The sequence below is a fragment of the Bacillus sp. HU-1818 genome (assembly GCF_022695965.1).
GTDB lineage: Bacteria > Bacillota > Bacilli > Bacillales > Bacillaceae > Bacillus > Bacillus atrophaeus.
In genome coordinates this window covers 389,469-414,010 of record NZ_JAAPBE010000003.1, presented here as the reverse complement: position 1 = coordinate 414,010, position 24,542 = coordinate 389,469, and the positions used below count along the sequence as shown (strand labels likewise).

27 protein-coding genes are annotated in these 24,542 nt (G+C 44.3%); 4 read left to right on the top strand and 23 right to left on the bottom strand.

Annotation, left to right across the window (positions count from 1 at the left end):
• Nucleotides 1–61: 61 nt before the first annotated feature.
• Both GXP75_RS12575 and rpsU read right to left on the bottom strand, forming a co-directional pair.
• Complete coding sequence (locus tag GXP75_RS12575) at nt 62–508, bottom strand: GatB/YqeY domain-containing protein (protein WP_004429460.1); 447 nt, start codon at nt 506–508, stop codon at nt 62–64.
• Nucleotides 509–522: 14 nt separating this feature from the next.
• Complete coding sequence (gene rpsU, locus GXP75_RS12570; RefSeq protein ID WP_003152957.1) at nt 523–696, bottom strand: 30S ribosomal protein S21; 174 nt, start codon at nt 694–696, stop codon at nt 523–525.
• A gap of 176 nt (nt 697–872) precedes the next feature.
• On the opposite strand from rpsU, the gene GXP75_RS12565 reads away from it, so the two are divergent.
• Nucleotides 873–1,799, top strand: coding sequence for a Na/Pi symporter (locus GXP75_RS12565; protein WP_061572779.1), 927 nt, complete (start codon nt 873–875; stop codon nt 1,797–1,799).
• 52 nt (nt 1,800–1,851) lie between these two features.
• On the opposite strand, the gene mtaB is transcribed toward GXP75_RS12565, so the two are convergent.
• The 12 genes from mtaB to gpr all read right to left on the bottom strand — a co-directional run bounded on the left by mtaB (nt 1,852) and on the right by gpr (nt 15,798).
• On the bottom strand, nt 1,852–3,207 hold the full coding sequence (gene mtaB, locus GXP75_RS12560; RefSeq protein WP_106033420.1) for a tRNA (N(6)-L-threonylcarbamoyladenosine(37)-C(2))-methylthiotransferase MtaB: 1,356 nt from the start codon (nt 3,205–3,207) through the stop codon (nt 1,852–1,854).
• Complete coding sequence (locus tag GXP75_RS12555) at nt 3,207–3,977, bottom strand: 16S rRNA (uracil(1498)-N(3))-methyltransferase (protein WP_242556938.1); 771 nt, start codon at nt 3,975–3,977, stop codon at nt 3,207–3,209. The genes mtaB and GXP75_RS12555 overlap by 1 nt, the downstream gene beginning before the upstream one ends.
• Nucleotides 3,978–3,999: 22 nt before the next feature.
• Nucleotides 4,000–4,935, bottom strand: a complete 936-nt coding sequence (prmA, locus tag GXP75_RS12550) for a 50S ribosomal protein L11 methyltransferase (protein WP_242556937.1) — start codon at nt 4,933–4,935, stop codon at nt 4,000–4,002.
• A gap of 24 nt (nt 4,936–4,959) precedes the next feature.
• Nucleotides 4,960–6,090 carry a molecular chaperone DnaJ gene (gene dnaJ, locus GXP75_RS12545; RefSeq protein WP_061572776.1) on the bottom strand — a complete coding sequence of 377 codons (1,131 nt, stop codon included), beginning with the start codon at nt 6,088–6,090 and terminating at the stop codon, nt 4,960–4,962.
• A 197-nt stretch (nt 6,091–6,287) separates the two neighbouring features.
• Entirely contained in the window at nt 6,288–8,126 is a 1,839-nt protein-coding gene (gene dnaK, locus GXP75_RS12540) for a molecular chaperone DnaK (RefSeq protein WP_061572775.1), read from the bottom strand.
• 23 nt (nt 8,127–8,149) lie between these two features.
• Nucleotides 8,150–8,713: a nucleotide exchange factor GrpE gene (grpE, locus tag GXP75_RS12535; RefSeq protein ID WP_242556936.1), complete on the bottom strand. Its 564-nt coding sequence runs from the start codon at nt 8,711–8,713 to the stop codon at nt 8,150–8,152.
• A 75-nt stretch (nt 8,714–8,788) separates the two neighbouring features.
• Nucleotides 8,789–9,817 carry a heat-inducible transcriptional repressor HrcA gene (gene hrcA / locus GXP75_RS12530; protein WP_242556935.1) on the bottom strand — a complete coding sequence of 343 codons (1,029 nt, stop codon included), beginning with the start codon at nt 9,815–9,817 and terminating at the stop codon, nt 8,789–8,791.
• An 80-nt stretch (nt 9,818–9,897) separates the two neighbouring features.
• The gene (gene hemW, locus GXP75_RS12525; RefSeq protein ID WP_061572774.1) at nt 9,898–11,037 is read right to left on the bottom strand and encodes a radical SAM family heme chaperone HemW; all 1,140 of its coding nucleotides are present in this window, start codon (nt 11,035–11,037) and stop codon (nt 9,898–9,900) included.
• 56 nt (nt 11,038–11,093) lie between these two features.
• Nucleotides 11,094–12,929 (bottom strand): translation elongation factor 4, encoded by a 1,836-nt coding sequence (gene lepA, locus GXP75_RS12520; protein ID WP_004429435.1) that lies wholly within the window; start codon nt 12,927–12,929, stop codon nt 11,094–11,096.
• A 133-nt stretch (nt 12,930–13,062) separates the two neighbouring features.
• Nucleotides 13,063–13,401: a YqxA family protein gene (locus GXP75_RS12515; protein WP_004429433.1), complete on the bottom strand. Its 339-nt coding sequence runs from the start codon at nt 13,399–13,401 to the stop codon at nt 13,063–13,065.
• An 18-nt stretch (nt 13,402–13,419) separates the two neighbouring features.
• Entirely contained in the window at nt 13,420–14,628 is a 1,209-nt protein-coding gene (gene spoIIP, locus GXP75_RS12510) for a stage II sporulation protein P (RefSeq protein WP_061572772.1), read from the bottom strand.
• Between the two features lie 66 nt (nt 14,629–14,694).
• Nucleotides 14,695–15,798 carry a GPR endopeptidase gene (gpr, locus tag GXP75_RS12505; RefSeq protein ID WP_242556934.1) on the bottom strand — a complete coding sequence of 368 codons (1,104 nt, stop codon included), beginning with the start codon at nt 15,796–15,798 and terminating at the stop codon, nt 14,695–14,697.
• 204 nt (nt 15,799–16,002) lie between these two features.
• Here gpr and rpsT point away from each other — a divergent pair, with 204 nt between their 5' ends.
• Nucleotides 16,003–16,269: a 30S ribosomal protein S20 gene (gene rpsT, locus GXP75_RS12500; RefSeq protein ID WP_003325396.1), complete on the top strand. Its 267-nt coding sequence runs from the start codon at nt 16,003–16,005 to the stop codon at nt 16,267–16,269.
• Between the two features lie 14 nt (nt 16,270–16,283).
• Here rpsT and holA read toward each other — a convergent pair whose 3' ends face one another.
• Both holA and GXP75_RS12490 read right to left on the bottom strand, forming a co-directional pair.
• Nucleotides 16,284–17,327 carry a DNA polymerase III subunit delta gene (gene holA, locus GXP75_RS12495; RefSeq protein ID WP_242556933.1) on the bottom strand — a complete coding sequence of 348 codons (1,044 nt, stop codon included), beginning with the start codon at nt 17,325–17,327 and terminating at the stop codon, nt 16,284–16,286.
• A 39-nt stretch (nt 17,328–17,366) separates the two neighbouring features.
• Entirely contained in the window at nt 17,367–17,516 is a 150-nt protein-coding gene (locus tag GXP75_RS12490; RefSeq protein ID WP_181279838.1) for a hypothetical protein, read from the bottom strand.
• Between the two features lie 40 nt (nt 17,517–17,556).
• Here GXP75_RS12490 and GXP75_RS12485 point away from each other — a divergent pair, with 40 nt between their 5' ends.
• Nucleotides 17,557–17,691: a YqzM family protein gene (locus GXP75_RS12485; protein WP_064505211.1), complete on the top strand. Its 135-nt coding sequence runs from the start codon at nt 17,557–17,559 to the stop codon at nt 17,689–17,691.
• Between the two features lie 40 nt (nt 17,692–17,731).
• Here the strand turns inward: GXP75_RS12485 and GXP75_RS12480 are convergent, their stop codons facing one another.
• The 3 genes from GXP75_RS12480 to GXP75_RS12470 form a co-directional block, all read right to left on the bottom strand.
• Entirely contained in the window at nt 17,732–20,065 is a 2,334-nt protein-coding gene (locus GXP75_RS12480; protein ID WP_242556932.1) for a DNA internalization-related competence protein ComEC/Rec2, read from the bottom strand.
• Nucleotides 20,066–20,071: 6 nt separating this feature from the next.
• Complete coding sequence (locus tag GXP75_RS12475) at nt 20,072–20,641, bottom strand: ComE operon protein 2 (RefSeq protein ID WP_003325392.1); 570 nt, start codon at nt 20,639–20,641, stop codon at nt 20,072–20,074.
• A 67-nt stretch (nt 20,642–20,708) separates the two neighbouring features.
• Nucleotides 20,709–21,332, bottom strand: a complete 624-nt coding sequence (locus GXP75_RS12470) for a helix-hairpin-helix domain-containing protein (protein WP_242556931.1) — start codon at nt 21,330–21,332, stop codon at nt 20,709–20,711.
• 83 nt (nt 21,333–21,415) lie between these two features.
• Here GXP75_RS12470 and comER point away from each other — a divergent pair, with 83 nt between their 5' ends.
• A complete protein-coding gene (gene comER, locus GXP75_RS12465; protein ID WP_010789257.1) occupies nt 21,416–22,237 on the top strand; it encodes a late competence protein ComER in 822 nt (273 codons plus the stop codon).
• 69 nt (nt 22,238–22,306) lie between these two features.
• Here the strand turns inward: comER and GXP75_RS12460 are convergent, their stop codons facing one another.
• Genes GXP75_RS12460 through GXP75_RS12445 form a run of 4 tightly spaced genes read right to left on the bottom strand, consistent with a single transcriptional unit; the run spans nt 22,307 to nt 24,537 of the window.
• On the bottom strand, nt 22,307–23,047 hold the full coding sequence (locus GXP75_RS12460) for a class I SAM-dependent methyltransferase (RefSeq protein WP_003325388.1): 741 nt from the start codon (nt 23,045–23,047) through the stop codon (nt 22,307–22,309).
• Nucleotides 23,044–23,400, bottom strand: a complete 357-nt coding sequence (rsfS, locus tag GXP75_RS12455) for a ribosome silencing factor (RefSeq protein ID WP_003325387.1) — start codon at nt 23,398–23,400, stop codon at nt 23,044–23,046. Before rsfS ends, GXP75_RS12460 begins: the two co-directional genes overlap by 4 nt.
• A complete protein-coding gene (gene yqeK, locus GXP75_RS12450) occupies nt 23,397–23,978 on the bottom strand; it encodes a bis(5'-nucleosyl)-tetraphosphatase (symmetrical) YqeK (RefSeq protein ID WP_242556930.1) in 582 nt (193 codons plus the stop codon). The genes rsfS and yqeK overlap by 4 nt, the downstream gene beginning before the upstream one ends.
• Nucleotides 23,968–24,537 carry a nicotinate-nucleotide adenylyltransferase gene (locus GXP75_RS12445; RefSeq protein WP_242556929.1) on the bottom strand — a complete coding sequence of 190 codons (570 nt, stop codon included), beginning with the start codon at nt 24,535–24,537 and terminating at the stop codon, nt 23,968–23,970. The genes yqeK and GXP75_RS12445 overlap by 11 nt, the downstream gene beginning before the upstream one ends.
• Nucleotides 24,538–24,542: the final 5 nt, after the last annotated feature.

Genomic DNA, 24,542 nt, shown 5'->3' with positions numbered 1-24,542 from the left:
TTCATTTTTTTATGTACATAAAAAGACATCTTTCTTGGAAAGATGTCTTTTTCTTCGTCAATTAAGACAGTTGACTGCTAACAAGCTTGTTAATTAAGCTTCCGTCAGCTTTACCTTTTACTTTAGGCATAATAGCACCCATTACCTTGCCCATGTCCGCTTTAGAGCTCGCACCGACCTCAGCAATGGTTTCATTTACGATTGTACGCAACTCGTCTTCAGTAAGCTGCTCAGGTAAATAAACTTCTAAAATGTCCAGCTCTTTTTGAACTTTATCTACTAAATCTAAACGATTAGCGTTTGAAAATTCATGGAGGGAGTCTTTACGTTGCTTAAGTTCACGAGATAGGACAGTAAGTTCCTCATCCTCGGTCAAACTGTCTTTCTTAAGCTTAATTGCTTCGTTTTGAAGTGAAGCCTTCACCATTCGAACGACAGCCAGTTTGTCTTTCTCACGGCTTTTCATATACAGCTTCATATCCTGGTTAAGTCGCTCAAGAAGACTCATAAATCCACCCTCTTTTAGAATTTGCGTTTTCTAGCAGCTTCAGACTTTTTCTTGCGCTTTACGCTAGGTTTTTCATAAAATTCGCGCTTTCTTGCTTCTTGCAAAGTACCTGTCTTTGATACACTGCGTTTGAAGCGACGAAGAGCATCTTCAAGCGATTCGTTTTTTCTAACGACCGTTTTTGACATTCTCTTTCCCTCCCTCCGAATACACCAATCGACTACCTTTAAAAAGATACACATATAAACATGTACTTTGACATTATAATATAAGCCTTCGGCCAGGTCAACTAAGTGAATTCACTTTTCCGTCATGAGCAGCCCAGCCTGTCTATATAATAGTGTAAAGGAGTTGGTGCATTCTCATGTTGGTGCTGATTAGCTTTACTGCACTCATATTATTCTTTCTCGCCGGGATGAACATGCTTCGCAAAGGGCTGATTTCTCTGACGTATTCGAAAATTGAAGAGCGTCTGCTGATGTTTACTGACCACCCTTTAAAAGCATTTCTTATCAGCATTGTTTTTACGGGGTTTCTTCAAAGCAGCTCAGCCTTCATGGTCATTGTAATCGGTTTTGTGAGTGCCGGTGTGCTGCCATTTAAACGGACGATCCCGATGATTCTCGGAACAAACATCGGCTCCACATTTACAACTGAATTTCTCGCTGTGAAAATGGATGTTTTTATTTGGGTCCTTTTGATTTGCGGTTTACTGTTCACCATCACTAGGAAATACCCTTTGAAGCAAATCGGGACCAGCTTTCTCGGACTTGGGATCATCTTTTTTTGCATCAGCGGATTCAGCCGGCTTGCCGTTCCGCTCACTCAGCTTAAAGCGGGAGCGGGCGTGCTTCAGCATCTTCACGATTCGAGCTGGTCTGCCCTCTTGATCGGCATGATATTAACGGCGATTATTCATTCCAGTTCTGTCTGTGTCGGGATTTTAATGAGCTTTATGAATGAAGGGGTGATCGGGCTCGAACAGGCCATGAGCGTTGTGCTGGGCTCAAATATCGGGACGTGCATTACGGCTGTTATGGCCGCAGTGTCTGGCGGGTATGCCGCGAAACAAACAGCCTATGCTCACGTTTTGTTTAATGTTCTTGGCGTTATGATTGTTTTTCCCATTCTTTCCGGAATCACCGGTTATGTTGCACAGCTTTCTCCCGAACCGGCCCAGCAGATTGCCCACTTCAGCCTCTTGTTTAATGTTGTGACGGCTCTTTTATTTTTACCGCTGGCGAATGTATTTTATCACTTTATCAACATGCTGATTCCCGCAAAGAATTGAACCCTTATGCAAAATTAAAAAACCGGCACACTGAATGCGCCGGTTTTCTATATTAAGATGACAAACGAATGTGATCAGCCGTTTCTTCCTCGATGACGCGGACAAACTGCCCTTCGTTGTAAGGATATCCCGCTTTTTCAATTTTGACTTTGACCAGCTTTCCGATCAAGTCTTCCGTCCCCTTAAAGACAACCTTCATATAGTTATCTGTGTAGCCTACAAACAAATTGCTTTCGTTTGTTTCTTTGAATGCTTCCTCAGGAATAATTTCAAGAACTTCGCCTTCGTAATCAGAAGCATATTCCTTTGCAAGCTGGTCTGAAAGCGCGATAAGCTGATGAACACGTTCGTTTTTCACGTTTTCATCCACTTGGTCTTCCATTCTCGCAGCAGGAGTTCCGGTCCGTTTGCTGTATGGGAAAACGTGTAATTCTGAGAATCTGTTTTCTTTAATGAAATTATACGTTTCCATGAACTCTTCTTCTGTTTCACCCGGGAAACCGACGATGACATCGGAAGTGACAGCCAGGCCAGGAAGTGCTTTTTTCAATTTATTTAAACGGTCAGCGAAAAATTCCATCGTATATTTCCGTCTCATCCGTTTTAATACAGTATTGGACCCTGATTGAATCGGAATGTGCAAATGACGGACAATCTTATCAGAGCGGTCCAGCACTTCAATGACTTCATCTGTAATTTGGCTTGCTTCAATGGAAGAAATTCTGATTCGTTTTAACCCGTCAACGCGGGCATCCAGTTCTCTTAAGAGCTTAGCGAAATTATAATCTTTCATATCCTCTCCGTATCCGCCAGTATGAATACCGGTAAGGACAATCTCTTTGTATCCCGCGTCTACAAGCTGCTGAGCCTGCTTGATGACTTCCTCTGGATCACGAGAGCGCAGAAGGCCGCGTGCCCAAGGAATGATACAGAATGTGCAAAAATTATTGCACCCCTCCTGAATTTTCAATGAAGCTCTTGTCCGGTCCGTGAAAGCTGGTACATCCAGCTCTTCGAAGACTCTTGCTTTCATGATGTTGCCGACTCCATTGATCGGCTGGCGTTCTTGCCGGTACTGCTCAATATAGCCGAGCATTTTTTCACGGTCCTGCGTTCCAACCACGATATCGACTCCCGGAATGGCCATAATTTCTGCCGGTGAGGTCTGCGCATAGCATCCTGTAACACAGATCACGCCGTCCGGATTATGACGAATGGCGCGTCTGATCACCTGACGGCTTTTTTTGTCGCCTGTATTTGTTACCGTACATGTATTAATGACATATACGTCAGCAGCTTGTTCAAACTCTTTTCTTTCGTATCCGGCTTCTTTAAAGAGCTGCCAGATTGCTTCTGTTTCATAATGGTTGACTTTACAGCCAAGCGTATGGAACGCAACAGTTGCCATTATTGTTCACCTCTTAATAACTCTGTATGATAGGACACCGCGCCTAAAGCGTAAAGCGGGGCAGTCTCTGTTCTTAATATCCTCGGGCCGAGTCCGCACGGAACCGCGCCTTTTTCTTTGAGCTGTTCCACCTCTGATTCAGTTAAACCGCCTTCAGGTCCGAATATGATCAATAGCGATGATTGATCCGGCAGGCTGCTTAAGACTGAATTGAGGGCGCTTGTTTCTCCTTGCTTTGATGACTCCTCGTATGCAACGACACATTTATCGAAGTCCTGCACCTTACTTAGCAGCTGCTGAAAGGTATGAACGGGAGCGACATCCGGAATTTCATTGCGATAGGATTGCTCTGCCGCTTCCTTTGCGATTTTCGTCCATCTTTCCCGCTTCTTTTTTGCCTTTTTGTCATCAAGTTTCACAACGGAGCGGGCAGCTTGAAAAGGAAGAAACATACTTGAACCCAGCTCTGTTCCTTTTTGTATAATCCACTCAAGCTTATCCCCTTTCGGGAGGCCGCTGGCGATATGGACCTTTATTGGAAGCTCCCTGTTTGCTCCCGTCCACTCCGACACAAGACAGGCAACCTTTTCCTTTGAAACAGATTGCAGTTCACATTTCGCTTCATGGCCGTCCAAAGAGCAGCAAATGATCTCGTCACCGGCACTCATTCTCATCACATTGGTGATATGATGGACGTCTTCACCGGTTATTGTGAACGCCGAGCCTGCTTCCATTTGCTGTTTTGTGAGCTCGATAAAATATCGTTGCATACGCTGTGACACCTACTAACTCTTATTTTTTCGCAATAATGCTGACCCAATCTTCCATTGACAGAATTTCTACGATCGTAAAGCCCGCTTTTTCTAAAGCATCTTTTACTTCCTGCTTTTTTTGGCCGATAATACCCGATGTGATGAAATGTCCGCCGTTTTTCAGAAGGCCGTAAGCTTCAGAAGTAAAGCGGAGAATTACCTCCGCCAAAATATTGGCGACGATGACATCATGCTCCCCTGTAATTCCGTCCAACAAATTATTTTGCTTCACTTCAGCCGTCCCGCTGACTTTATTCAACTTAAGATTCAGCCTTGCGCTTTCAACTGCCACCGGATCGAGATCATAGGCATGCACTGATTCAGCGCCGAGCATCGCAGCGCCAATACTTAAAATACCCGACCCCGTGCCGACATCAATAACACGGTCGCCTTTTTTCACAAATCGTTCGAGCGCCTGAATGCACAGCACGGTCGTCGGATGTGTCCCCGTGCCAAAAGCCATTCCAGGGTCCATTTCAATAATCAGCTCATCTGTATGGACCGGTGTATATTCCTCCCACGTCGGTACGATTGTGAACTTTTCAGATATTTTTACAGGATGATAATACTTTTTCCAGGCTGTCGCCCATTCCTCTTCATTCACTTCGGAAATGGTAATTGTGTTTCTGCCCAGATCAATATTATAAATCAGTAGGTTGTTAATCGTTTCTTTGATTCCATCTACAGTTTCACCAAGAAAGCTGTTAATCGGCAAATATGCTTTAACAATGACACCCTCATCGGGATAATCATTGGGGTCGAGCTGGTAGATTTCCCCGTACACATTCTCACGTTCCTTGATTAAATCAAGCGGGTCCTCTATCACAACTCCACTTGCACCAGCTTCATGCAATATATTTGAGACAGGTTCGACCGCTTCATGTGTTGTGTGAATGCTGATTTCGGACCATTTCAAAACTACCAACTCCTCTATTCAATCTTACTCGCCTTTAAATGCGCGCTTTACTTTATCAAAAAAACTCATTTCTTGCTCATCAGGCAGATTTCCGCTGACTTCTGCAAACTCGCGGATAATATCTTTTTGTTTATCTGTCAAATTAGTCGGTGTCACGACACGCACGACAATATGCTGGTCGCCTTGACCGTAGCCTCTGACATTTTGTACGCCTTTGCCTCTTAATCTGAATTTCGTTCCCGTTTGTGTTCCTGCCGGGATTTTCAACTTCACTTTCCCGTGAAGCGTCGGCACTTCCACTTCATCTCCAAGAGCGACTTGCGCGAAAGTTAATGGCATTTCGCAGTAAATATCGTCTCCGTCACGCTCGAAAAATTCATGCGCACGCACATGGAATACGACAAATAAATCTCCCGCCGGTCCGCCGTTTACACCCGGTTCACCTTGACCCGGCACCCGAAGCTGCTGGCCGTCGTCAACACCCGCCGGAATTGTAATGTTAATTTTCTTGCGTTTTTTGACTTTTCCGGCGCCGCCGCAGTCTGCACATTTATGTTTAATGATTTTTCCCGTGCCTTCACAATGATGGCAGACTCGCCTGTTTACAACTTTTCCAAACGGCGTATTCTGCTCAACATTTAATTGGCCGGAGCCGCCGCACTGTGAACATGTGTCAGGCTGCGTACCCGGCTTTGCGCCTGACCCTTTACAAGTTTCACAAGTTTCCTCGCGCGGAATCTCAATGATCGTTTCTTTTCCAAAGACCGCATCTTCAAATGACAATGTCATTGTATACTGTAAATCCGCTCCCTGACGCGGTGCATTCGGGTCTCTCCGTCTCGTTCCGCCGCCGAAAATACTGGAGAAAATATCATCGAAGCCAAAGCCTCCGAAATCTCCGCCGCCGCCAAAACCACCGCCGCCAAAGCCTTGGTTAGGGTCAGTATGCCCAAATTGATCGTATTGCGCTCGTTTCTGATCATCAGACAGCGCTTCATACGCTTCTTTAACCTCTTTGAACTTTTCATCTGATCCTGCTTCTTTATTAATATCAGGATGATACTTTTTAGAAAGCTTTCGATAGGCCTTTTTGATTTCATCCTTTGAAGCGCTCTTACTTACTCCCAGCACTTCATAGTAATCACGCTTACTCATCTCGTTCACTCTCCCGATTTTCTCACATAAATTAGATTGTATCACTTTGAATTGTGTTTTTTCAATTCCTTTTATCCCGGGCAAGAAAAAAAGTCAAAGCCAAGAGATGCCTGACTTTGACTTTCTAACCATTGAATCAGTTTGTGAAAAGCAGTTCTTTTGGATGCCCGCCGGATGGACGGGCTTCCGAAAAAAACTTATTTTTTGTTTTGATCGTCGTTTACTTCTTCGTACTCAGCATCTACAACATTGTCATCCGCTTTTCCTTCTGCATTCCCTGCGCCTTCAGCTTGCTGCGCTTGTTTTGCAGCCTCTTCGTAAAGCTTCATGGAAAGCTCTTGAACGATTGCTTGAAGCTCATCTTTTTTCGCTTTGATGTCTTCAAATTCGTTTTTCTCAATCGCAGCTTGCAATGCTTCTTTAGCATCGTTCGCTTTTTTCACTTGCTCTTCGTCCACTTTACCTTCAAGATCTTTTAATGTTTTCTCTGTTTGGAAAACAAGCTGATCGGCTTCGTTGCGGACTTCGATTTCTTCTTTTTTCTTCGCATCAGCGTCAGCATTTTCTTCCGCTTCTTTTACCATGCGTTCGATCTCATCATCAGATAGACCTGAAGAAGATTTGATTGTGATGTTTTGTTCTTTTCCTGTTCCTAAATCTTTCGCTCTTACATTTACGATACCGTTTTTGTCAATATCGAAAGAAACTTCGATTTGCGGTACGCCGCGCGGTGCCGGCGGAATGTCAGAAAGCTGGAAGCGGCCTAGCGTTTTGTTGTCCGCAGACATTGGACGCTCACCTTGAAGAACGTGGATATCAACAGCCGTTTGGTTGTCAGCGGCAGTTGAGAACACTTGTGACTTACTTGTCGGGATTGTTGTGTTGCGGTCGATCAGTTTCGTGAACACGCCGCCCATTGTTTCAATACCGAGAGAAAGCGGTGTAACGTCAAGAAGCACAACGTCTTTTACATCGCCAGTGATAACTCCGCCTTGAATGGCAGCGCCAAGAGCAACCACTTCATCAGGGTTTACGCCTTTATGAGCTTCTTTGCCTGTTTCTTTCTTGATTGCTTCTTGTACAGCCGGGATACGAGTTGATCCGCCGACAAGAATAACTTTGTCAATTTCGCTAGCAGACAGGCCTGCATCTTGAAGCGACTGACGTACAGGTCCCATTGTGCGTTCCACTAAATGAGCAGAAAGCTCTTCGAATTTAGCGCGGGAAAGCGTAAGCTCCAAGTGAAGCGGTCCTGCTTCTCCAGCTGTGATAAACGGTAAAGAAATTTGAGTAGACGAAACGCCTGAAAGATCTTTCTTCGCTTTTTCAGCAGCATCTTTTAAACGCTGAAGCGCCATTTTGTCTTTTGAAAGGTCGATTCCGTTTTCTTTTTTAAATTCAGCTACAAGGTGGTCGATGATGACTTGGTCAAAATCGTCTCCGCCAAGACGGTTGTCACCTGCAGTTGAGCGTACTTCGAAAACGCCGTCGCCCAATTCAAGGATTGACACGTCGAATGTACCGCCGCCAAGGTCGTATACAAGGATTGTCTGATCTTCATCTGTTTTGTCAAGGCCGTAAGCAAGTGCTGCAGCAGTCGGCTCGTTGATAATACGTTCTACTTCAAGACCTGCGATTTTACCAGCATCTTTTGTTGCTTGGCGTTCTGCGTCATTGAAGTAAGCCGGTACTGTGATAACAGCTTTTGACACCGTTTCGCCAAGGTAGCTTTCAGCGTATGATTTAAGGTGCTGAAGGATGATAGCTGACACCTCTTGAGGTGTGTAGTCTTTTCCTTCTACATCTACTTTATAATCAGTCCCGATATGGCGTTTGATAGACATGATTGTGTTTGGGTTTGTGATAGATTGGCGTTTTGCCACTTCCCCTACTTGGCGTTCGCCGTTTTTAAACGCGACAACTGATGGAGTTGTGCGGTTTCCTTCAGCGTTTGCAATTACTTTTGGCTCGCCGCCTTCAAGCACTGCAACACATGAGTTTGTTGTACCTAAGTCGATTCCGATTACTTTACTCACTTGAATTACCTCCTGCTATGTAATTATTGATTTACTTTTACCATGGAAGGACGGATAACGCGATCCTTCAGCTTGTAGCCTTTTTGCATTTCTTCTACAACGATGTTTGAGCCGTAGTTTTCATCTTCAACCTGCATAACGGCTTGGTGAAGGTTCGGGTCAAACTCTTGTCCGACAGCTTCGATTGCTTCCACGCCTTCGTTTTTCAGCGCGTCTACCAGCTGGCGGTGGACCATTTCCATTCCTTGGAGCAAACTTTTCGTCTGTTCATTGTCGGCTTCAACCTGAAGCGCTCTTTCAAAGCTGTCAAGAGCCGGCAGCAAATCAGTCACGATGTTTTGAGAACGGTACTTCTGGGACGCTTCCATTTCTAAACGGCTGCGTCGTTTATAATTTTCAAAGTCTGCTTGAACACGCAAAATTTTATTTTCCTTTTCATCCAGCAAACCTTGCAGTTCGTTAATTTGATTTTGAAGAAGTTCGCCTTCGTTTGTTTCTTCTTGCTGCTCTTCTGCTGCGGCTTGTTCTTCCATCACTTCTTGTTCTTCTGCTTCATTTTGTTCTGCGGTTTGTTTTTCTTCTGACATTGTGTTCACCTCCCTCAAAGTGTAAAGGAGAAGGGTTATATACACCCTTCGATAAAATTTTCCAAAATTCCCTTATTAATCATACAAAGTTGTTAATGCTTTTGACAAGTCCGAAGTCACATGCTGCAGCAGGCTGACAACCCGGGAATAGTCCATGCGGGTCGGACCGATGATCGCGATAGAGCCTATTTGCTTTGTATCTACAGTATAGGTCGCAGTAATCAGGCTGCAATTTTCCATCTCTTCATAATCGTTTTCTTTCCCGATTTTAATGGAAATACCCGTTTCAGCTGATTGAAACAGCCTCAAGACGTCCTGCTCTTTTTCAATTAAAGAAAGCAGCGATCTGACTCTGGCAATATCATGAAACTCCGGCTGGTTCAGCATGTTAATCTTGCCGCCGAAAAACAACTTTTCGACGTGGCTTGTGGAATGAAATGTAGAACGCAACGCATCAAGTATATTGTCATAATTGGTGATATGCTGTCTGAGATACATGACAACTTCTTTAAAAATACGCTCGTTCAGCTCATCCATCGGAACGCCGGTTAATCGGTCGTTCAATATATTGACCAGCTTTTCAATATCAGACAGATCCATTTTGGCAGGGAAATTAATCGTTTTGTTTTCCACATGCCCGGTGTTTGTGACAAGGATCGCTACCGCCTTGTCAGGCTGGATCGGAACGATTTGAATCTGTTTAAGATAATTCTCGCTCAGCTTTGGCCCGAGTACGATGGATGTATAGTTCGTAAGCTCGGATAGAATTTGCGCCGATTTTTGAACGGTTTTCTCCAGCTCGAAAATTTTCTCTTTAAAAATCGAGTGGATTAAGCTTAGGTCTGTCTTTGTCAGTTTGACAGGTGACAGTAAATGATCAACATAGTACCGATACCCTTTTTCTGACGGAACACGCCCTGAGGAAGAATGAGTTTTTTCGATAAAACCCAGTTCCTCCAAGTCAGCCATCTCGTTTCTGATTGTTGCGGAGCTAAATGTGATTTCATCTTTTTTCGAAAGAGTTCTTGATCCTACAGGCTGTGCAGATTGGATAAAATCATTAATAATAACCTGCAGGATCAGCAGCTGACGATTGGTTAACATCATCATCACCTCTGTTAGCACTCTCAATGAACGAGTGCTAATTGTATATCAAAAGTAACAAACCATAAGAAAAATGTCAATTATAACTCACCCAAAAATGCGCCAAAAACTTCATTCCCCAGCAATTTCCCATTATGGGTCAGGGATACGGAACTTTCTGTGTTATGAATCAGACCCTTATCTGAAAGGCCGCGCAGGACATGGGCGAACAGTTCGTCCAGTGAACACCCGTATTTCTCAAAGAATCTTTTTTTGCTGACACCGGCTGTTTTTCTGAGGCCGAGAAAAAGCTCTTCTTCGATTTGTTCCTCTTTCGTCACCTCATGTGTGTCTCTGTAAGGAAATCCTTTCTCGTTGATAAGGTCAATATAGTGTTTGACCGGGCCGGCGTTTACTGTCCGCACCCCGTTGATATAACCATGTGCACCCGCTCCGAATCCGAAGTAATCTTCGTTGCTCCAATACGTCAGATTATGCTTTGATTCCAGCCCCGGTTTTGCAAAGTTGCTAATCTCATATTGATGGATATTTGTATCGCTCATTTGCCGCATCACAAGTTCATACATTTCCGCTTCCTGATCTTGAGCCGGCAAATGCAGCCGTCCTTTTTGCATCAGGTTATAAAAAACGGTTTTGGGTTCTACAATAAGCGAGTATACGGAATAATGCTCTGCATCCAAAGATAAAGCGGTTTGCAGGGACTGATCAAGATGCTCCAATGTTTGCCCCGGCAGGCCGAACATCAAATCAAGACTGATGTTCTCAAAACCGAGCGCTCTCGCCCGTTCAAACGATGTGAAAACATCCTTCTTTTTGTGCACCCTTCCGATTTTTTTCAGCAGGTCGTCTTCAAAGGTTTGGACGCCAAAGCTCAGCCGGTTGACTCCCGCGTCTTTCAACACCTTTAATTTCTCAACTGAGAGATCATCCGGGTTTGCTTCAACCGCGAATTCCGGAAGAGGGCTTGAGGGCTTAAGCACGCGATGAACGATGTCCATCAATTTTTCGAGCTGCGCTTCAGACAGGGAGGTCGGCGTGCCGCCGCCTATAAAAATGGTATCCAGCTTCGGCTGTCCTGTTTTCGCAACTGTATTTATCATTTCCTTCTCGAGCGAGTTTAAATACTCGTCGACAGGCTGACTTTGAATAAAATATTTATTGAAATCACAGTAGTGGCAAATATGCTCACAAAACGGGATATGAATATACGCTGATTTCAATGGTTCCACCTTCTTTTAAAGAAAGAAGCCGCAGTGCTGGACTGCGGCGGCTTCTATTATTTTTTCGGACTGTCGTCCATTTTGAGGACCGCCATAAATGCTTCTTGCGGCACTTCGACAGAGCCGACCTGCTTCATTCGGCGTTTTCCTTCTTTTTGCTTTTCAAGAAGTTTCCGTTTTCGCGAGATGTCTCCGCCGTAACATTTAGCCAATACGTTCTTACGCATGGCTTTAATAGTGGAGCGTGCCACGATTTTCTGGCCGATCGCCGCTTGAATCGGTACTTCAAAGTGCTGGCGCGGAATGAGCTCTTTCAGTTTTTCTACAATTACTTTTCCGCGTTCGTACGCGTAATCGCGATGCACGATAAATGAAAGGGCGTCGATTTTTTCTCCGTTCAGCATAATGTCCATTTTGACAAGTTGAGACGGTTTGTAGCCGATCAGTTCATAGTCAAAGGACGCGTAGCCTTTTGTGCTTGATTTAAGCTGGTCAAAAAACTCATAGACGATTTCCGCTAATGGCATGTCATAGACAATGCTGACGCGATTGGCGTCTAAATATTGCATGTCGATAAAATTGCCGCGTTTTCCTTGGCAAAGCTCCATCACTGCACCGACATAATCGTTCGGCACCATCATTGTCGCTTTTACATACGGCTCTTCTATCCGTTCAATCTTTTGAGGATCAGGCATATTTGACGGATTATCAACCACCACTTTTTCACCGTCTGTCATATACACATCATATATAACACTCGGTGCTGTTGTGATCAGGTCGATTTTAAACTCACGCTCAATCCGCTCCTGAATGATTTCCATGTGAAGCATACCTAAAAACCCGCAGCGGAAACCGAAACCGAGCGCTTGGGATGTCTCTGCTTCATATTGAAGCGATGAGTCATTCAGCTCAAGCTTTTCAAGAGCTTCCCTTAAATCGTTATATTTGGCCGTATCGATCGGATACAAACCGCAATACACCATCGGGTTCAGCTTGCGATATCCAGGCAATGCTTCAGCAGCTTGATTGGCCGCGCTTGTTATCGTGTCACCGACGCGGGTGTCTCCGACGTTTTTAATAGCCGCAGTCAAAAAGCCTACGTCACCGACTGTCAGTTCATCGGTCGGAGTCGCTTTCGGGGTGAACACGCCGACTTCTGTTACTTCAAATTCTTTTCCCGTTGCCATCATTCTAATTTTTTGCCCTGGCTTTACCGTTCCTTCAACGACTCTGATATAAGCCACGACACCGCGGTAAGCGTCATAAAGAGAGTCGAAAATAAGAGCTTTAAGCGGCGCTTCCGGATCGCCTGTCGGAGCAGGCACTTTTTCAACGATCTGCTCTAAAATCTCCTCTATCCCGATTCCGGCTTTCGCAGAAGCGAGAACAGCTTCTGAGGCGTCAAGGCCGATAACATCTTCCACTTCTTGCCGCACGCGTTCCGGCTCTGCGCTCGGAAGGTCGATTTTATTGATGACCGGAAGGATTTCAAGGTCGTTATCAAGCGCCAAGTATACGTTAGCCAGCGTCTGGGCTTCGATTCCCTGAGCCGCGTCAACGACAAGTATCGCTCCCTCACAGGCTGCAAGGCTTCGCGACACTTCATATGTGAAATCGACGTGCCCCGGCGTATCAATCAGGTGAAAAATATATTCTTCACCGTCTTTTGCTTTGTATTTCAGCTGAACGGAGTTTAATTTAATGGTAATGCCCCGTTCACGTTCAAGATCCATGGAATCAAGCAATTGTTCTTTCATTTCTCGTTGAGTGATTGCCGACGTTTTTTCTAAAATCCGATCCGCTAAGGTGGATTTACCGTGGTCAATATGGGCGATAATGGAGAAATTCCGAATTCTCGACTGCCTCTCTAAACGCTTTTCTTTATCTGTCACAATCTATCACTCCTACTATTAAACGCAAAATACACTAGCTTAGATTATATCAATAGGATTGTAAAGATTCAATGTAAAACGAGAAAGAGAAAAGCTCCCTGCCTATCCGGGCCGCTTTTCTCTTTTTCTCACTCTACTCTCTTAACTCAAGCATCCAGTTATAAACGGCTTGCGCTGTGTTTGTCACTGTATCTGAAAGTGCTTTTCCCGTCTTTGAGAAAACATTAAACGATTCCACCTGCTCCAGTTCTTTTTGCTTCTCTTCCAAATCTTTCGTTGTCACTGTTTGGCCGAGAATGGATGCTTCTTTTTCATTGTTTTCTCCATCTGTAAGCGTAAATGCGCCTTTTAAAGACGGGTCATGATAACCTTTCATATCAAGCATTCCGTTATTGGCCTGCTGCATGCCAAACAAAACGCCTAAAAACATAACGATGACAATCAGCAGACACTTGCCGGCATATCCAATCAATTTGAACCACCTGATTTCTTATTGTTTTTTCTTGCCGCCAGAATCAGCATTTACTTTCTCCGCATCCCAGTATAGTTCGCTGAAGACATCGGCTGTTGCATCCGCCGTATGCTGCAGCTCTTCTAAATTATTATCAACGCCGCCAAATTCGAGCAGCAGGGCTCTGTCGTTCAGGTCTTGGTTGTATACGCCATTATCGCCAGGTGAGCCTTTTGAGAAAACACCCGTGCTAAGACCGGGATATTTTTTCTCCATCAGTTTATGAAGTTCACTTGCAAGCTTGTAGTTTTCTTCAAAATTTGCGGTTTTTTTGCCGACGACAAACGCCAATCGGGCATAGCTCTTCCCTTTGATCGTTGTCGTAGTGTTTTTCTTTCGTTTGGAGTCTCTATGGATATCAATGATATACTGCAGATTCTTATTTTTCGCCAGCGCTTCTTTGACGACCGGTCTTGATTCATCATAGGATCTCGCGTAATTTAAGCCCTTTTTATTCAGCTTGGCCTGAATATCGGTTTTATCCACAGTTGCGCCGACCCCTTGTGCTTCCAGCGCTTTGCCGAACATCCCTCCGACAAGCGTCACATTGGCTTTAGAATGACGTGCCATGTCGGGATTTGTTTCTCCTTTCAGCAGAGGGAGATAGGATTCCGTATTGTGAGTGTGGTAAATATAAACAACCTTTCGATCACCCGTTGTCTGTTTCGGAGGTTCTTGTTCTGTATTTTCTTTTTTCGTTTGCTGGTTTTCAATCTCTGCAAGATTAGCTTCCTTCTCTTCCTGCATGACTTCGGATGGCGGAGGAGATTCTGACGGCATGTTTGTATAGTCTGTCCCTTGTCCTGCAACGAGGATTTCAGTATCGAATTGAGAAAAACCCGGCAGCTCGCGGCCAAGAAAACTCCGCGGATCTTCGAGATTGATGCTTGTGGCCAATTTTAAAGAAAGCCGTGAAAGATGGAATGAGCTGCTCTCTGTATCAGATAGATCAGATGCGAAGTAATGGTTCTCCATCCGAAGCAAGTGTGCAAATACGTCTCCCGGCAATTCATCCGCAAATCCGTAGAGGGAATTGGATGAGGGCCTGAGTTCCGGACGGAGTGACGTCAGCACACCAGATAAGATAAATATCACTAATAGACTTGCGATAAACAAAAAAATGCCTTTAACCGCATTCGCACCGTTCACCGCTACAACAATTTGACGGTTTCTGCGTTTTTTTCTCATTGTTCGAATCCCTCCAACGCTTGTCTAGTAATTACTCTATGAACAAGCTAGAGGAAGTAGAACAATTTAGTGATTGTAGGACCCCTTGTTATCTTGAGAAATTTTTTCATGGAGCGCGGTGTTTAAACCGTTAGCCAAAACATTCGCCATATCATCAATAAAGGTATCCACTTCTTTTGGCGTCACCATTAAGTTATGGCCGAGAGGCGAAAGAACTTCATGAATCAGCTGGCGTTTCTCCTGTTCTTCAAGTGATCCGACAATGCCGAGGAAAGATTTTCGCTGTTCCGGATCGGGCAGGTCCTCTTCAGTGAGGACTTTCTTTTTCCCAAAACTCATCCCTGCCGGCACAAGAGATCTTGACGGACTGTCATCTTTCATTTCTCTGCCAAAATGCTTCAATATGTAATCTACCGTATCACTCGCAATCGTTACCGCGTCTACCACTGTCGGAACGCCGATCGCGATAACCGGAATCCCGAGTGTGTCATCACTCAATTCCTTGCGTTTATTGCCGACTCCGGAACCCGGATGGATGCCTGTGTCTGATATTTGAATCGTCGTATTGACTCTTTCGACCGCCCGAGCCGCAAGCGCATCAATGGCAATGACAAAATCAGGCTTGGACTGCTCGATAACACCTTGAATAATATCGCTTGTTTCAATGCCCGTTAAACCCATTACACCGGGTGCAAGCGCGCTGACAGGCCTGTACCCTTCCTGCACGTTTTCCGGCTGAAGCTTAAACAGATGCCTTGTTACTAACAGATTTTCAACGACATTCGGACCGAGAGCATCAGGGGTAACGTTCCAGTTTCCAAGGCCGACGATTAAACAGCTCGCATCCTTCGGGATCTTTAAATTTTTCAGGAATGAGGAGAATTCTTCCGCAAATACCTCTACCACCTTCTCCTGCATTTCCGAATCGTGCTCTCTGATTCCTTGGGCTTCAATGGTTAAATACCGTCCCTGTTTTTTCCCAGAAAGCTTTGCGCCTTCCTCTGTAATATCAACGGTTCTGATTTTGATGCCGCCTTTATCGCGTTCCTTTTCGATGAAACCTTGAATCTCTTTTTTCGGAGCAGCCTGGCCGGCCATGGCTTCCTTTGTTTCCACTGCCAAATCCGTACGTATCAAAAACTGATTCACATCCAGCTCACTCTTTTTCACTGTCAGGACCTCCTCCAATTTTCATTACAAGTATTGTTGCCATTTGTAAAACAAAACATTCGGCTGGAGGGCCTTCAACGAAAAATACTTTACATTTATATTGCAATCTACAGGTGTGTTTGATAGAATACAATTTGTTCTATTGTGAAGAAGATTTAACCTTAAGACACTGTGCTACAGGTTGTATCTTAGGAGGTGAAACACATGCCAAACATTAAATCAGCGATTAAACGTACAAAAACTAATAACGAACGCCGCGCTCATAACGCGACAATCAAATCTGCTATGCGTACTGCAATCAAACAAGTGGAAGCTTCAGTTGCTAACAACGAAGCTGACAAAGCGAAAACTGCTCTTTCTGAAGCAGCTAAACGTATTGATAAAGCAGTGAAAACAGGTCTTGTACACAAAAACGCCGCAGCTCGATACAAATCAAGCTTAGCTAAAAAAGTGAACGGACTTTCTGCATAAAAAAGCAACGATCCTCAATATTGAGGATCGTTTTTTTCGTTTACCTTTAAAAGCTGCAAAAGAAATAATTCAAGCAGCAGCTGCTTGTCCTTTTTTCCTGTTTTCATTTCATAGTCCATTACGGCGAGACTTTCAATGATATGCCTCAACTCCGCTTCTGAAAAAAGCCTTGCTTGGTCCATTGCAAGTTTCACCCGGAAAGGATGGACTTTTAAATTAGCAGCAATCTGTTTTTGACCGTAGCCTTGTTCGGCAAAATACTTTGTCTGTAAAATCAGCCGGAATTGGTTTGAGATAAGAGCCATAATCTTAATGGGCTCTTCATTTTGCTTAAGCAAATCATAGAAAATCTGCAGGCTTTCCGTCCGTTTTCGATTAACGATTTTATTGATCAGCTCAAAAATATTCTGCTCTAAGCTCCTCGCCACAAGCGCCTTGACATCATCAAGCATAATTTCTTCACGCCCGCCGATATAAGTGCAAAGCTTTTGAATTTCTTGATAAATGGATGACAAATGCCCGTTAACGAGCAGCACCAAATGCTCCGCCGCTTCCTCACGGATTATTTTATGTTCTGTTTTCGCCAGATTCATTGTAAAATCCGTCGTTTCCTTCGCATTCAACTCTTTTGCTTCCACCATAAACGCCTTCTTTTTCAGCGCTTTCGTCAGCTTTTTCCGTTCATCGAGCTTCTCATAAGGCGCCAGCAGCACAAAAACTGTGTAAGGGGCCGGTTCTTGTATGTATGCCTCCAGCGCACTGACATTGTGCTCAACTTTTTCTTTCTTTTTTTCTCCTGTCAGAAAGTACGGATTTTTCACGATCACAAGACGGCGCTCTCCCATAAACGGAAATGTTTCAGCGTCCGCTACAGCAAGGTCCAGGGGATCCTCTTCAAGATCAAAAACAGACAGGTTAAAATCCTTTGTCTCCTGATCAATCACAGCCTGTCTGATCCGGCCGATGGTCTCTTGGAGCAAGTATGTCTCTTTTCCGTATAAACAATAAACAGGATGGACATCTCCTTTTTGCAGGCTTTTCCACACATCAAATACCATTGTTGTACGACTTCCTCTCTTTCTTCATCCCCTTCTATCCTAAATTGTGATCAGCAAATAGTAAAGAGGAAGCCAAAGAACAGCTTCCTCATTTATAGTAAACGCCTGATCGCAAGCTCCCGGGTCAACTTGTAAAAAGGCGATAATCACAAGAACAGAAAACGTTACCTTCACTTCTAGATTTTTCAAAATGATTCCCTTATACTTAAGTTAGTCAGGAGGGGTAAAATTGAATGATTTTGAAAAAAACGTTCAAAGCAAACGAAATGATGCTGTAGACTCAGGTGTTGGTTTTGTTGTGTCCTTTGGATTTTTCGCCTTCTTGTTTGTTATGGCAACAGTTATTCACCTTGTCGGTTCCTAACAGCGATTGCCCGGGCTGCTGATATTATCGGCAGTCTTTTTTAGTTCGTCTCCGTCATACCTGTTGTATCATATGGAGGATAGACAGAAAAGGTTCCAAACCCGCTTTTAAATCTGTATTGGATCGTCCCGCTTTGATCAGTGCGGAAAATGCGGACAGAATGAGCTTTTAATATATCAAGGACTTCCTGATGGGGATGGTGATACCGATTATTCTCACCGGCAGAAATAATTGCCGCTTTTGGCTTCAGCTGGCGGACAAACTCTTCTCCGGTAGATCCTTTACTGCCATGATGCCCCGCCTTTAAAATATCCGCTTTTAGATCCGGAAAAGCTTTCATGATCTCCTGTTCCCCTTCCTTTTCGAGATCGCCTGTCAGCACCCAGCTGAGATGACCTGTTTTCATCCATAGCACGAGAGAAGAGTTATTTTTGCTGTTCGGGTCGGGAGTCTCAGGCGACAGTACGCGAAACTGTAAATCCTTTATCTGAAAGGTGTCGCCTCGTTTAACCTCTGTAATGCGAATTCCCTCTTGCTGTGCGGTCCGCAGCACTTTTTCATCATTCGGTTCAGAAACAAATCCTTTCGGCACAATGAGCTGTTTGACTTTATGCCGCTTGATCAGAACCTTTGCTTCCCCTATATGGTCTTGGTCCGCATGAGTCAAAATTAAGGCATCAAGCTGTTTAATGCCTTTTGCTGTTAAGAAAGGAATGAGCACCTTTTCGCTAAGCGAAAAAGGATGCCGTTTTTCCCTCCATGGCTCTGTTAAGTATGAAAGGATTCCTCCAGTGTCTATCATCACATGGCCGCGCTGATACGGAGCGCTGATAAACATGCTGTCTCCCTGACCGATATCAAGCATATCCACTTCTCCCTCGGGGTCCAGTCGAGGAAAAATAACCACCAGAAAAAGCGTTGCGATAAAGAGCAGCACAGACAGAAGTCTTTGGTAAAGGACGGATTTCTCCATGGCTGTCAGCAAAACAACGATAGATCCAATCAGCCCAAACAAGACAAGCGCATTTGGACGGGCTGCAATCACTGTAAATTGCTCAATATCTGCAGCATACTTTATCAGCTTGTCGCTCCAGCGCATGATGTAATCAAACCAATAAAACAGGTACTCACCGACCGGCTCAGACAAACTTAACAAAAGAAAACCTATCATAGAAAACGGCATGACAAACATCGTATAAAAAGGCACCATAATGATATTCATCGGTATACTGATAAGAGAAAACTGCTGAAAATAATAGATAAGGATGGGAAGCGATCCAAGCTGAGCGATGAGTGACACCATGGCGAGCTGCACGAGTCCCCCGCTTTGAAGTTTCTTGAAAATAGAGGAAGAAAGTATTAAAGAGAAACTTACGGCAAAAGAGAGCTGAAACCCTATTTGAAAAAGATGATACGGATTAAACAGAAGGAGAATTAAATAAGAAAGACAGATCACTATTGAAGGATTCATACGCTTTCCCCACAAACTGCCGATAAAATAAAGCCCTGACATAAGAGCTGCGCGCATCACAGACGGAGCCGCTCCGGTTAAAATCGTATAAACAGGCAAAAACAACAGCAGCAGAATGGCAGCCTTCTCTCTCGTTATCCCGATACGAATGAGCACATAGAATATACCAGCCGTCACAATACCTACATGAAGCCCTGAAATTGCAAGCAGATGGACAACCCCGAGCTTTTGATACGCTTCCAGCACATCGTCCATAAGATAAAATCTGTCACCCAGGATGAGCGCCTGCACGATGCCTGCTGAGGATTCCGAAACATGGTCATTCATAAATGAAATAAGAGACTTTCTCACGCTTAAAAGCCTATACTGTATTCCCTCGTCCGTGCTGCAATTTTGGATTGCCGTTATCGAGTAATTCCAGTGAATATGCTGGCTGTACAGATACTGTTTATAATCGAAAGTGCCGGGAACCGTTGCATTTTTCGGCTTTTCTAAAGAACCGGTAAACGTACAAGCCGTCCCTGGCTCTATCTGTGAAAGTTTTTCCTTTTCAGCAAGCGACTCCATTTTATATGATGAAGCCCACTTTTCCCCATCAGGCGTTCGAACTACCATGGACATACGGTCTCCGTCAATCTTTGGAATTTCCTGAATCACCGCCCGAAGCTTATAGGTGCCGATGTCATAGGACGATACATTCTGAGAATCGATAACAGAGGTTAAGAAAAAATAGATCGTAAAAGCCGATAAACTAACAAAAACGAGTGAGAGCTGTTTTGTTTTGATATAAACAAAGAAGAGTGATAAAACGAATATGAGAAGTGCGGAGAAAAAGGAGGCAGCAGCTATGCCAGCCGTTGCTGATGCTGCCGCCAGAGGCAAAAGAAGGCGTGTGTTCTTCATTCATTATCACACGTAGCTTGTGAACAGCTGGTTGGCATGTTCATGTATTTTTTTCAGCTCGTCCTCTTCAAGGCCTGAATCAGCCAGCTGCTGGAGAAGCCCCGCTACAAATGAGAGCTTTTCGCGGTTTTTCAGATCAATGATCATCTCTTCTAGCTCAACCTGCTCAACTTTTACGCCGGCCTGTTCGAATAACTCCTTCGCATAAGGGTGTGTTTTATAATCCTCTGCAAAATAAACCGTTTTAATCCCGGCTTGTATGATGGATTTGCAGCACTGGATGCAAGGGTAATGAGTGACATAAATCTCGGCCCCTTCGGTCGGCACCCCAAACTTAGAGCATTGCAGTATGGCATTCATCTCTGCATGGATTGTTCTTGCACAATGATCATCTATTAGGAAACATCCTTCATCCGCGCAATGTACGCCGCCTGCTATTGATCCGTTGTATCCTCCCGCGATCATTCTTTTATCTCTCACGATCGTAGCCCCTACAGAGAGCCTCGGACATGTGCTGCGAAGCGCGAGCAAGTGGCTTTGCGCCATAAAATATTGATTCCATGATATTCGTTCCACGTTGGTTCCCCCCAAAAGTTGTGTTGCCTGTCCTTTAGTTTACATATGATTGCTTCCAGCCGTCAATTCACTTAACTGTGATGGCTGTTTTTATTTTCTCAAATGATTTTTCGCCGATTCCCGAGACATTTGTAATGTCTTCGACGGCTTGAAATTTTCCGTTTTCTTCACGATAAGCTATTATAGCTTCTGCTTTTGATGGACCGACCCCGGAAATAGCCTGCAGTTCCTCTAATGACGCTGTATTGATATTAATCAGAGCCTCTTTTCCTGCTCCGTTTTGCACAGAAGCATTTGCGCTAGCGCTTTGTGTTGACTCTTCCCCCTCACTTGGAATGTACACGACAGTGCCGTCCTGCAGGAGTTCAGCTAAATTTACTTGTTTTTCATCAGCCTCTGAATTAATGCCTCCCGCTTTTTCGATAGCCTGTGAAACTCTGTCTCCCGTTTTCAATTCGTAAACACCCGGATGTTTGACAGCGCCTTTAATATCAATGATAATTTTTTCTCCGTTAGCATCACCTTTCGATTCTTGCTGCTGAACTTGTGTACCCGCCGTGTCAGGCGACGCTGTGATTTGCTCAACAGGCTCCTGCTTCTTTGCGCCGGGAAAAATAAGCAGGATGACGATGAAGATGACAGCAGCACCTGCCGTTAATATTATTTTTTTGTGCTGGTAAAACCAATTCATTTTTTCAAGGTCACCGCTTTCGTCATATTTTTATTTCTCACTGAATATCGTTTAGAGGATAAAGGCTGAAGGAGGGGAGAATATTGAAAATTGGCTTTATCGGCACCGGAAATATGGGCACAATCCTTATCGAGTCGTTCATCGAATCAAAAGCTGCCAATCCCTCAACTATTACAATTACAAACAGAACGATTGAAAAAGCGTTAAAGATAAAAAACCGCTACAGCAATATCCAGGTAACTGAAAGTCTTGAAAAGATTGTGACGGAAAATGAAATGATTTTCATTTGTGTAAAACCGCTGGATATATACCCTTTACTTGCCCGGCTTGCACCTTATATAAGAAAAGACCAGATTCTGATTTCGATTACGAGTCCCGTTCAAACCGAACAGCTTGAGCAGGTGGTATCATGTCAAGTGGCGCGGGTTATTCCGAGTATTACAAACAGGGCTTTAGCGGGGGTTTCACTGGTCACTTTCGGAAAAAGCTGCCAAGAAGATGCGAAAACAAAAATCAACGGGCTTATGAGATGTATTTCTAAGCCGCTGGAAATTGAAAGTGACATTACAAGGGTAGCTTCTGATATCGTAAGCTGCGGGCCTGCATTTATGAGTTATCTTATACAGCAATTTATTGAAGCGGCAGTCTCAGAGACGTCCGTTTCTAAACAGGACGCTATTCTTATGTCAAAAGAAATGCTGGTGGGACTCGGAAAGCTGCTGGAAAGCGAATTGTATACTCTTCCTGCATTACAGGAAAAAGTTTGCGTAAAAGGCGGCGTTACGGGAGAAGGGATCAAAGCGCTGGAAAGCGGTGTGCAGGATATGTTCAACCGAGTGTTTCAAAATACACATATTAAGTATGAAGAGGATATTTCTGCGGTGAAGGATCAATTTCTCGTGTAATGGGAGTATGCCATAGCATGCAGCAGTCCGCAACTTCAGAAAATGGCATTTTAAAAACCATCGTTTTGATTAAACGATGGTTTTTAGTTTCTGCGCGGAGAAGAATAACCGTTCAGACTGCGATGAAGGCGGCAGGTTTGAAAAATCAGCCGTCACCTTTTCCAGTTTGAAGCCTGTATCTTCTAACATTTGCTCATATTCATTGATGTGGAAGGTTCTTTGCTCATGAGTCTCATCAAACCGGTCGTAAGCCTCTCCGTTCCACACAAAAAACGACATGTCATGAACGACAGACAGCTCTTCGCCGCCGGCAAAGCTTTGCCAAATACAGCTGATTTCTTCGTCTTGATCCGCATATGTGCTGTCCGGGAAGATTTCAGCCATTTTATAAGGCGAATGAACATCAAACAGCAAAATGCCGTCAGGCTTCAGTACTCGAAAAACGCTTTTAAACGTTTTTATGACATCATTTTTGTTTTTTAAATAATTCAGGGAATCACAGCAGATCACAACAGCATCAAACTGCCCATCATATCCCTCAAGTTCTCTCATGTCCTGCTGAAGAAAAAGAATCGGCTGTTTGCCTGCCGCTTTTTGCTGGGCATATGACAGCATTTCTTCACTGATATCAATTCCAGTGACTTCCCAGCCTTTTTCGGCAAGCCGGATTGAGATTTCTCCGGTGCCGCACGCAAGATCAAGGACCCGCCCTTTTTGAGGGAGAGAAGCTTCAATCCAGTCTGTCCACTCATCGTACGGTGCGTGTGACATTAATTCGTCATACACGCTGGCGAAGCCTTGATAAATCATGAGTTCATTCCGAATTCAAGGTCTGCAAGAGGCGCGTCTCCCCAGAGCTTTTCTAAATTGTAATAGCCTCTTTCTTCTTTATGGAAGACATGGACAATGACATCTCCAAGGTCAACTAAAATCCATCTTGCCTCGTCGAACCCTTCCATTTTTTTCACGTCTATTCCGTTTTCTTCGGCCTGATCTTTAATTTCGCGCGCAATAGCCTGAACCTGTTTATCTGAATTACCGTGGCAGATAAGGAAATAATCCGCTACAAGCGAGATTCCCTCCATATCTAATGCTAAAATATCTTCTGCTCGTTTATCATCACAGGCAGTTGCTGCAATTTTTAAAATGGAAGCTTGATTCATCTACACATTCCTCCTATCAATTTTGCAGACACCAGCGAGTTATACGTCGCAAACGTGTCTGGGAAAACCGGTTGATTTTTTTTCATAAGAAATATCATTGTATTTTTAAGAGACTGAATCAGCGCCTGATTCAAATCTGTTTCGGCAAGCTCCCGGACGTCATCGACTCCGGGAAATTTCCGTCCGGGTTCTATATAATCTGCTACATAGATGACTTTATCCAGAAGCGTCATGTCTGGACGGCCTGAGGTATGAAACCTGATCGCATCAAGAACTTCCCCGTCTGTGATACCGGCTTCTTTCTCCGCCAAATAGGCCCCGACCGGAGCATGCCATAGCTCAGCATTATACGATAACAGGTGCTCAGGCATATTTTCTCTTATGATGATCTGCTTCATTTCTTCTTTTGGACGAAATTTCGCATAATCATGAAAGATAGCCGCCGTCTCTGCCTTTTTGCTATCCGCCCCGAAGCGCTCAGCAAGTTCAATCGCTGTATTCATGACGCCGATCGTGTGTATATATCTATGTTCGGTCAACTGCTGCTTGACGCAGGCGAGCGCCTCCTCACGATTCATATAAACCATTCTCCTCTACATACTTCTTCACTTCATCAGGGATTAAGTAGTCAGTGGGCTTCTTGCTTTTACACCGTTCCCTAATCATAGTTGATGATACCTCAAATTCCGGAACGTCTGCAAAGAGAAGCGGATATGGGGTTTCGATATGAAAACCGGGACGCTTCACTCCGATAAATTGAATGAGCTTCAGGAGCTCGTCCAGCTTATACCATTTTGGCAAAAACTCTATCATGTCGGCGCCAATAATGAAGTAGAGCTGCTCATTCGGATAACGGTCTTTTAATAAGCGAACGGTATCGATGGTATAAGAAGGGCCTTCCCTTTCCATTTCAGCCAGCTGCAGTTTAAAGCAGGGATTTGACCTGATTGCGAGCTTCAGCATTTCAACCCGATGGATGCTGGCTGTATAGTTTTCATCCTGTTTGTGGGGCGGAATTTGATTCGGCATGAACCATATTTCGTCCAGTTCCGCCTGATGCAGTACCTCGTTTGCCATCAATAGATGACCGTTATGAGGAGGGTCGAACGTTCCTCCGAAGATTCCAATTTTCTTCATCTCAA

What these genes read in the sequence shown, in the direction of transcription:
- GXP75_RS12470 (WP_242556931.1), bottom strand. Translation starts at nt 21,332, where the DNA reads ATGAATTGGTTTTACCAGCACAAAAAAATAATATTAACGGCAGGTGCT.
- mtaB (WP_106033420.1), bottom strand. Translation starts at nt 3,207, where the DNA reads ATGGCAACTGTTGCGTTCCATACGCTTGGCTGTAAAGTCAACCATTAT.
- hrcA (WP_242556935.1), bottom strand. Translation starts at nt 9,817, where the DNA reads ATGTTAACCAATCGTCAGCTGCTGATCCTGCAGGTTATTATTAATGAT.
- dnaJ (WP_061572776.1), bottom strand. Translation starts at nt 6,090, where the DNA reads ATGAGTAAGCGTGATTACTATGAAGTGCTGGGAGTAAGTAAGAGCGCT.
- holA (WP_242556933.1), bottom strand. Translation starts at nt 17,327, where the DNA reads ATGGTATTTGATGTGTGGAAAAGCCTGCAAAAAGGAGATGTCCATCCT.
- yqeK (WP_242556930.1), bottom strand. Translation starts at nt 23,978, where the DNA reads ATGAATCGTGAGGAGGCGCTCGCCTGCGTCAAGCAGCAGTTGACCGAA.
- GXP75_RS12445 (WP_242556929.1), bottom strand. Translation starts at nt 24,537, where the DNA reads ATGAAGAAAATTGGAATCTTCGGAGGAACGTTCGACCCTCCTCATAAC.
- GXP75_RS12555 (WP_242556938.1), bottom strand. Translation starts at nt 3,977, where the DNA reads ATGCAACGATATTTTATCGAGCTCACAAAACAGCAAATGGAAGCAGGC.
- spoIIP (WP_061572772.1), bottom strand. Translation starts at nt 14,628, where the DNA reads ATGAGAAAAAAACGCAGAAACCGTCAAATTGTTGTAGCGGTGAACGGT.
- GXP75_RS12480 (WP_242556932.1), bottom strand. Translation starts at nt 20,065, where the DNA reads ATGAAGAACACACGCCTTCTTTTGCCTCTGGCGGCAGCATCAGCAACG.
- rpsT (WP_003325396.1), top strand. Translation starts at nt 16,003, where the DNA reads ATGCCAAACATTAAATCAGCGATTAAACGTACAAAAACTAATAACGAA.
- rpsU (WP_003152957.1), bottom strand. Translation starts at nt 696, where the DNA reads ATGTCAAAAACGGTCGTTAGAAAAAACGAATCGCTTGAAGATGCTCTT.
- GXP75_RS12460 (WP_003325388.1), bottom strand. Translation starts at nt 23,047, where the DNA reads ATGATTTATCAAGGCTTCGCCAGCGTGTATGACGAATTAATGTCACAC.
- GXP75_RS12565 (WP_061572779.1), top strand. Translation starts at nt 873, where the DNA reads ATGTTGGTGCTGATTAGCTTTACTGCACTCATATTATTCTTTCTCGCC.
- grpE (WP_242556936.1), bottom strand. Translation starts at nt 8,713, where the DNA reads ATGTCAGAAGAAAAACAAACCGCAGAACAAAATGAAGCAGAAGAACAA.
- rsfS (WP_003325387.1), bottom strand. Translation starts at nt 23,400, where the DNA reads ATGAATCAAGCTTCCATTTTAAAAATTGCAGCAACTGCCTGTGATGAT.
- GXP75_RS12575 (WP_004429460.1), bottom strand. Translation starts at nt 508, where the DNA reads ATGAGTCTTCTTGAGCGACTTAACCAGGATATGAAGCTGTATATGAAA.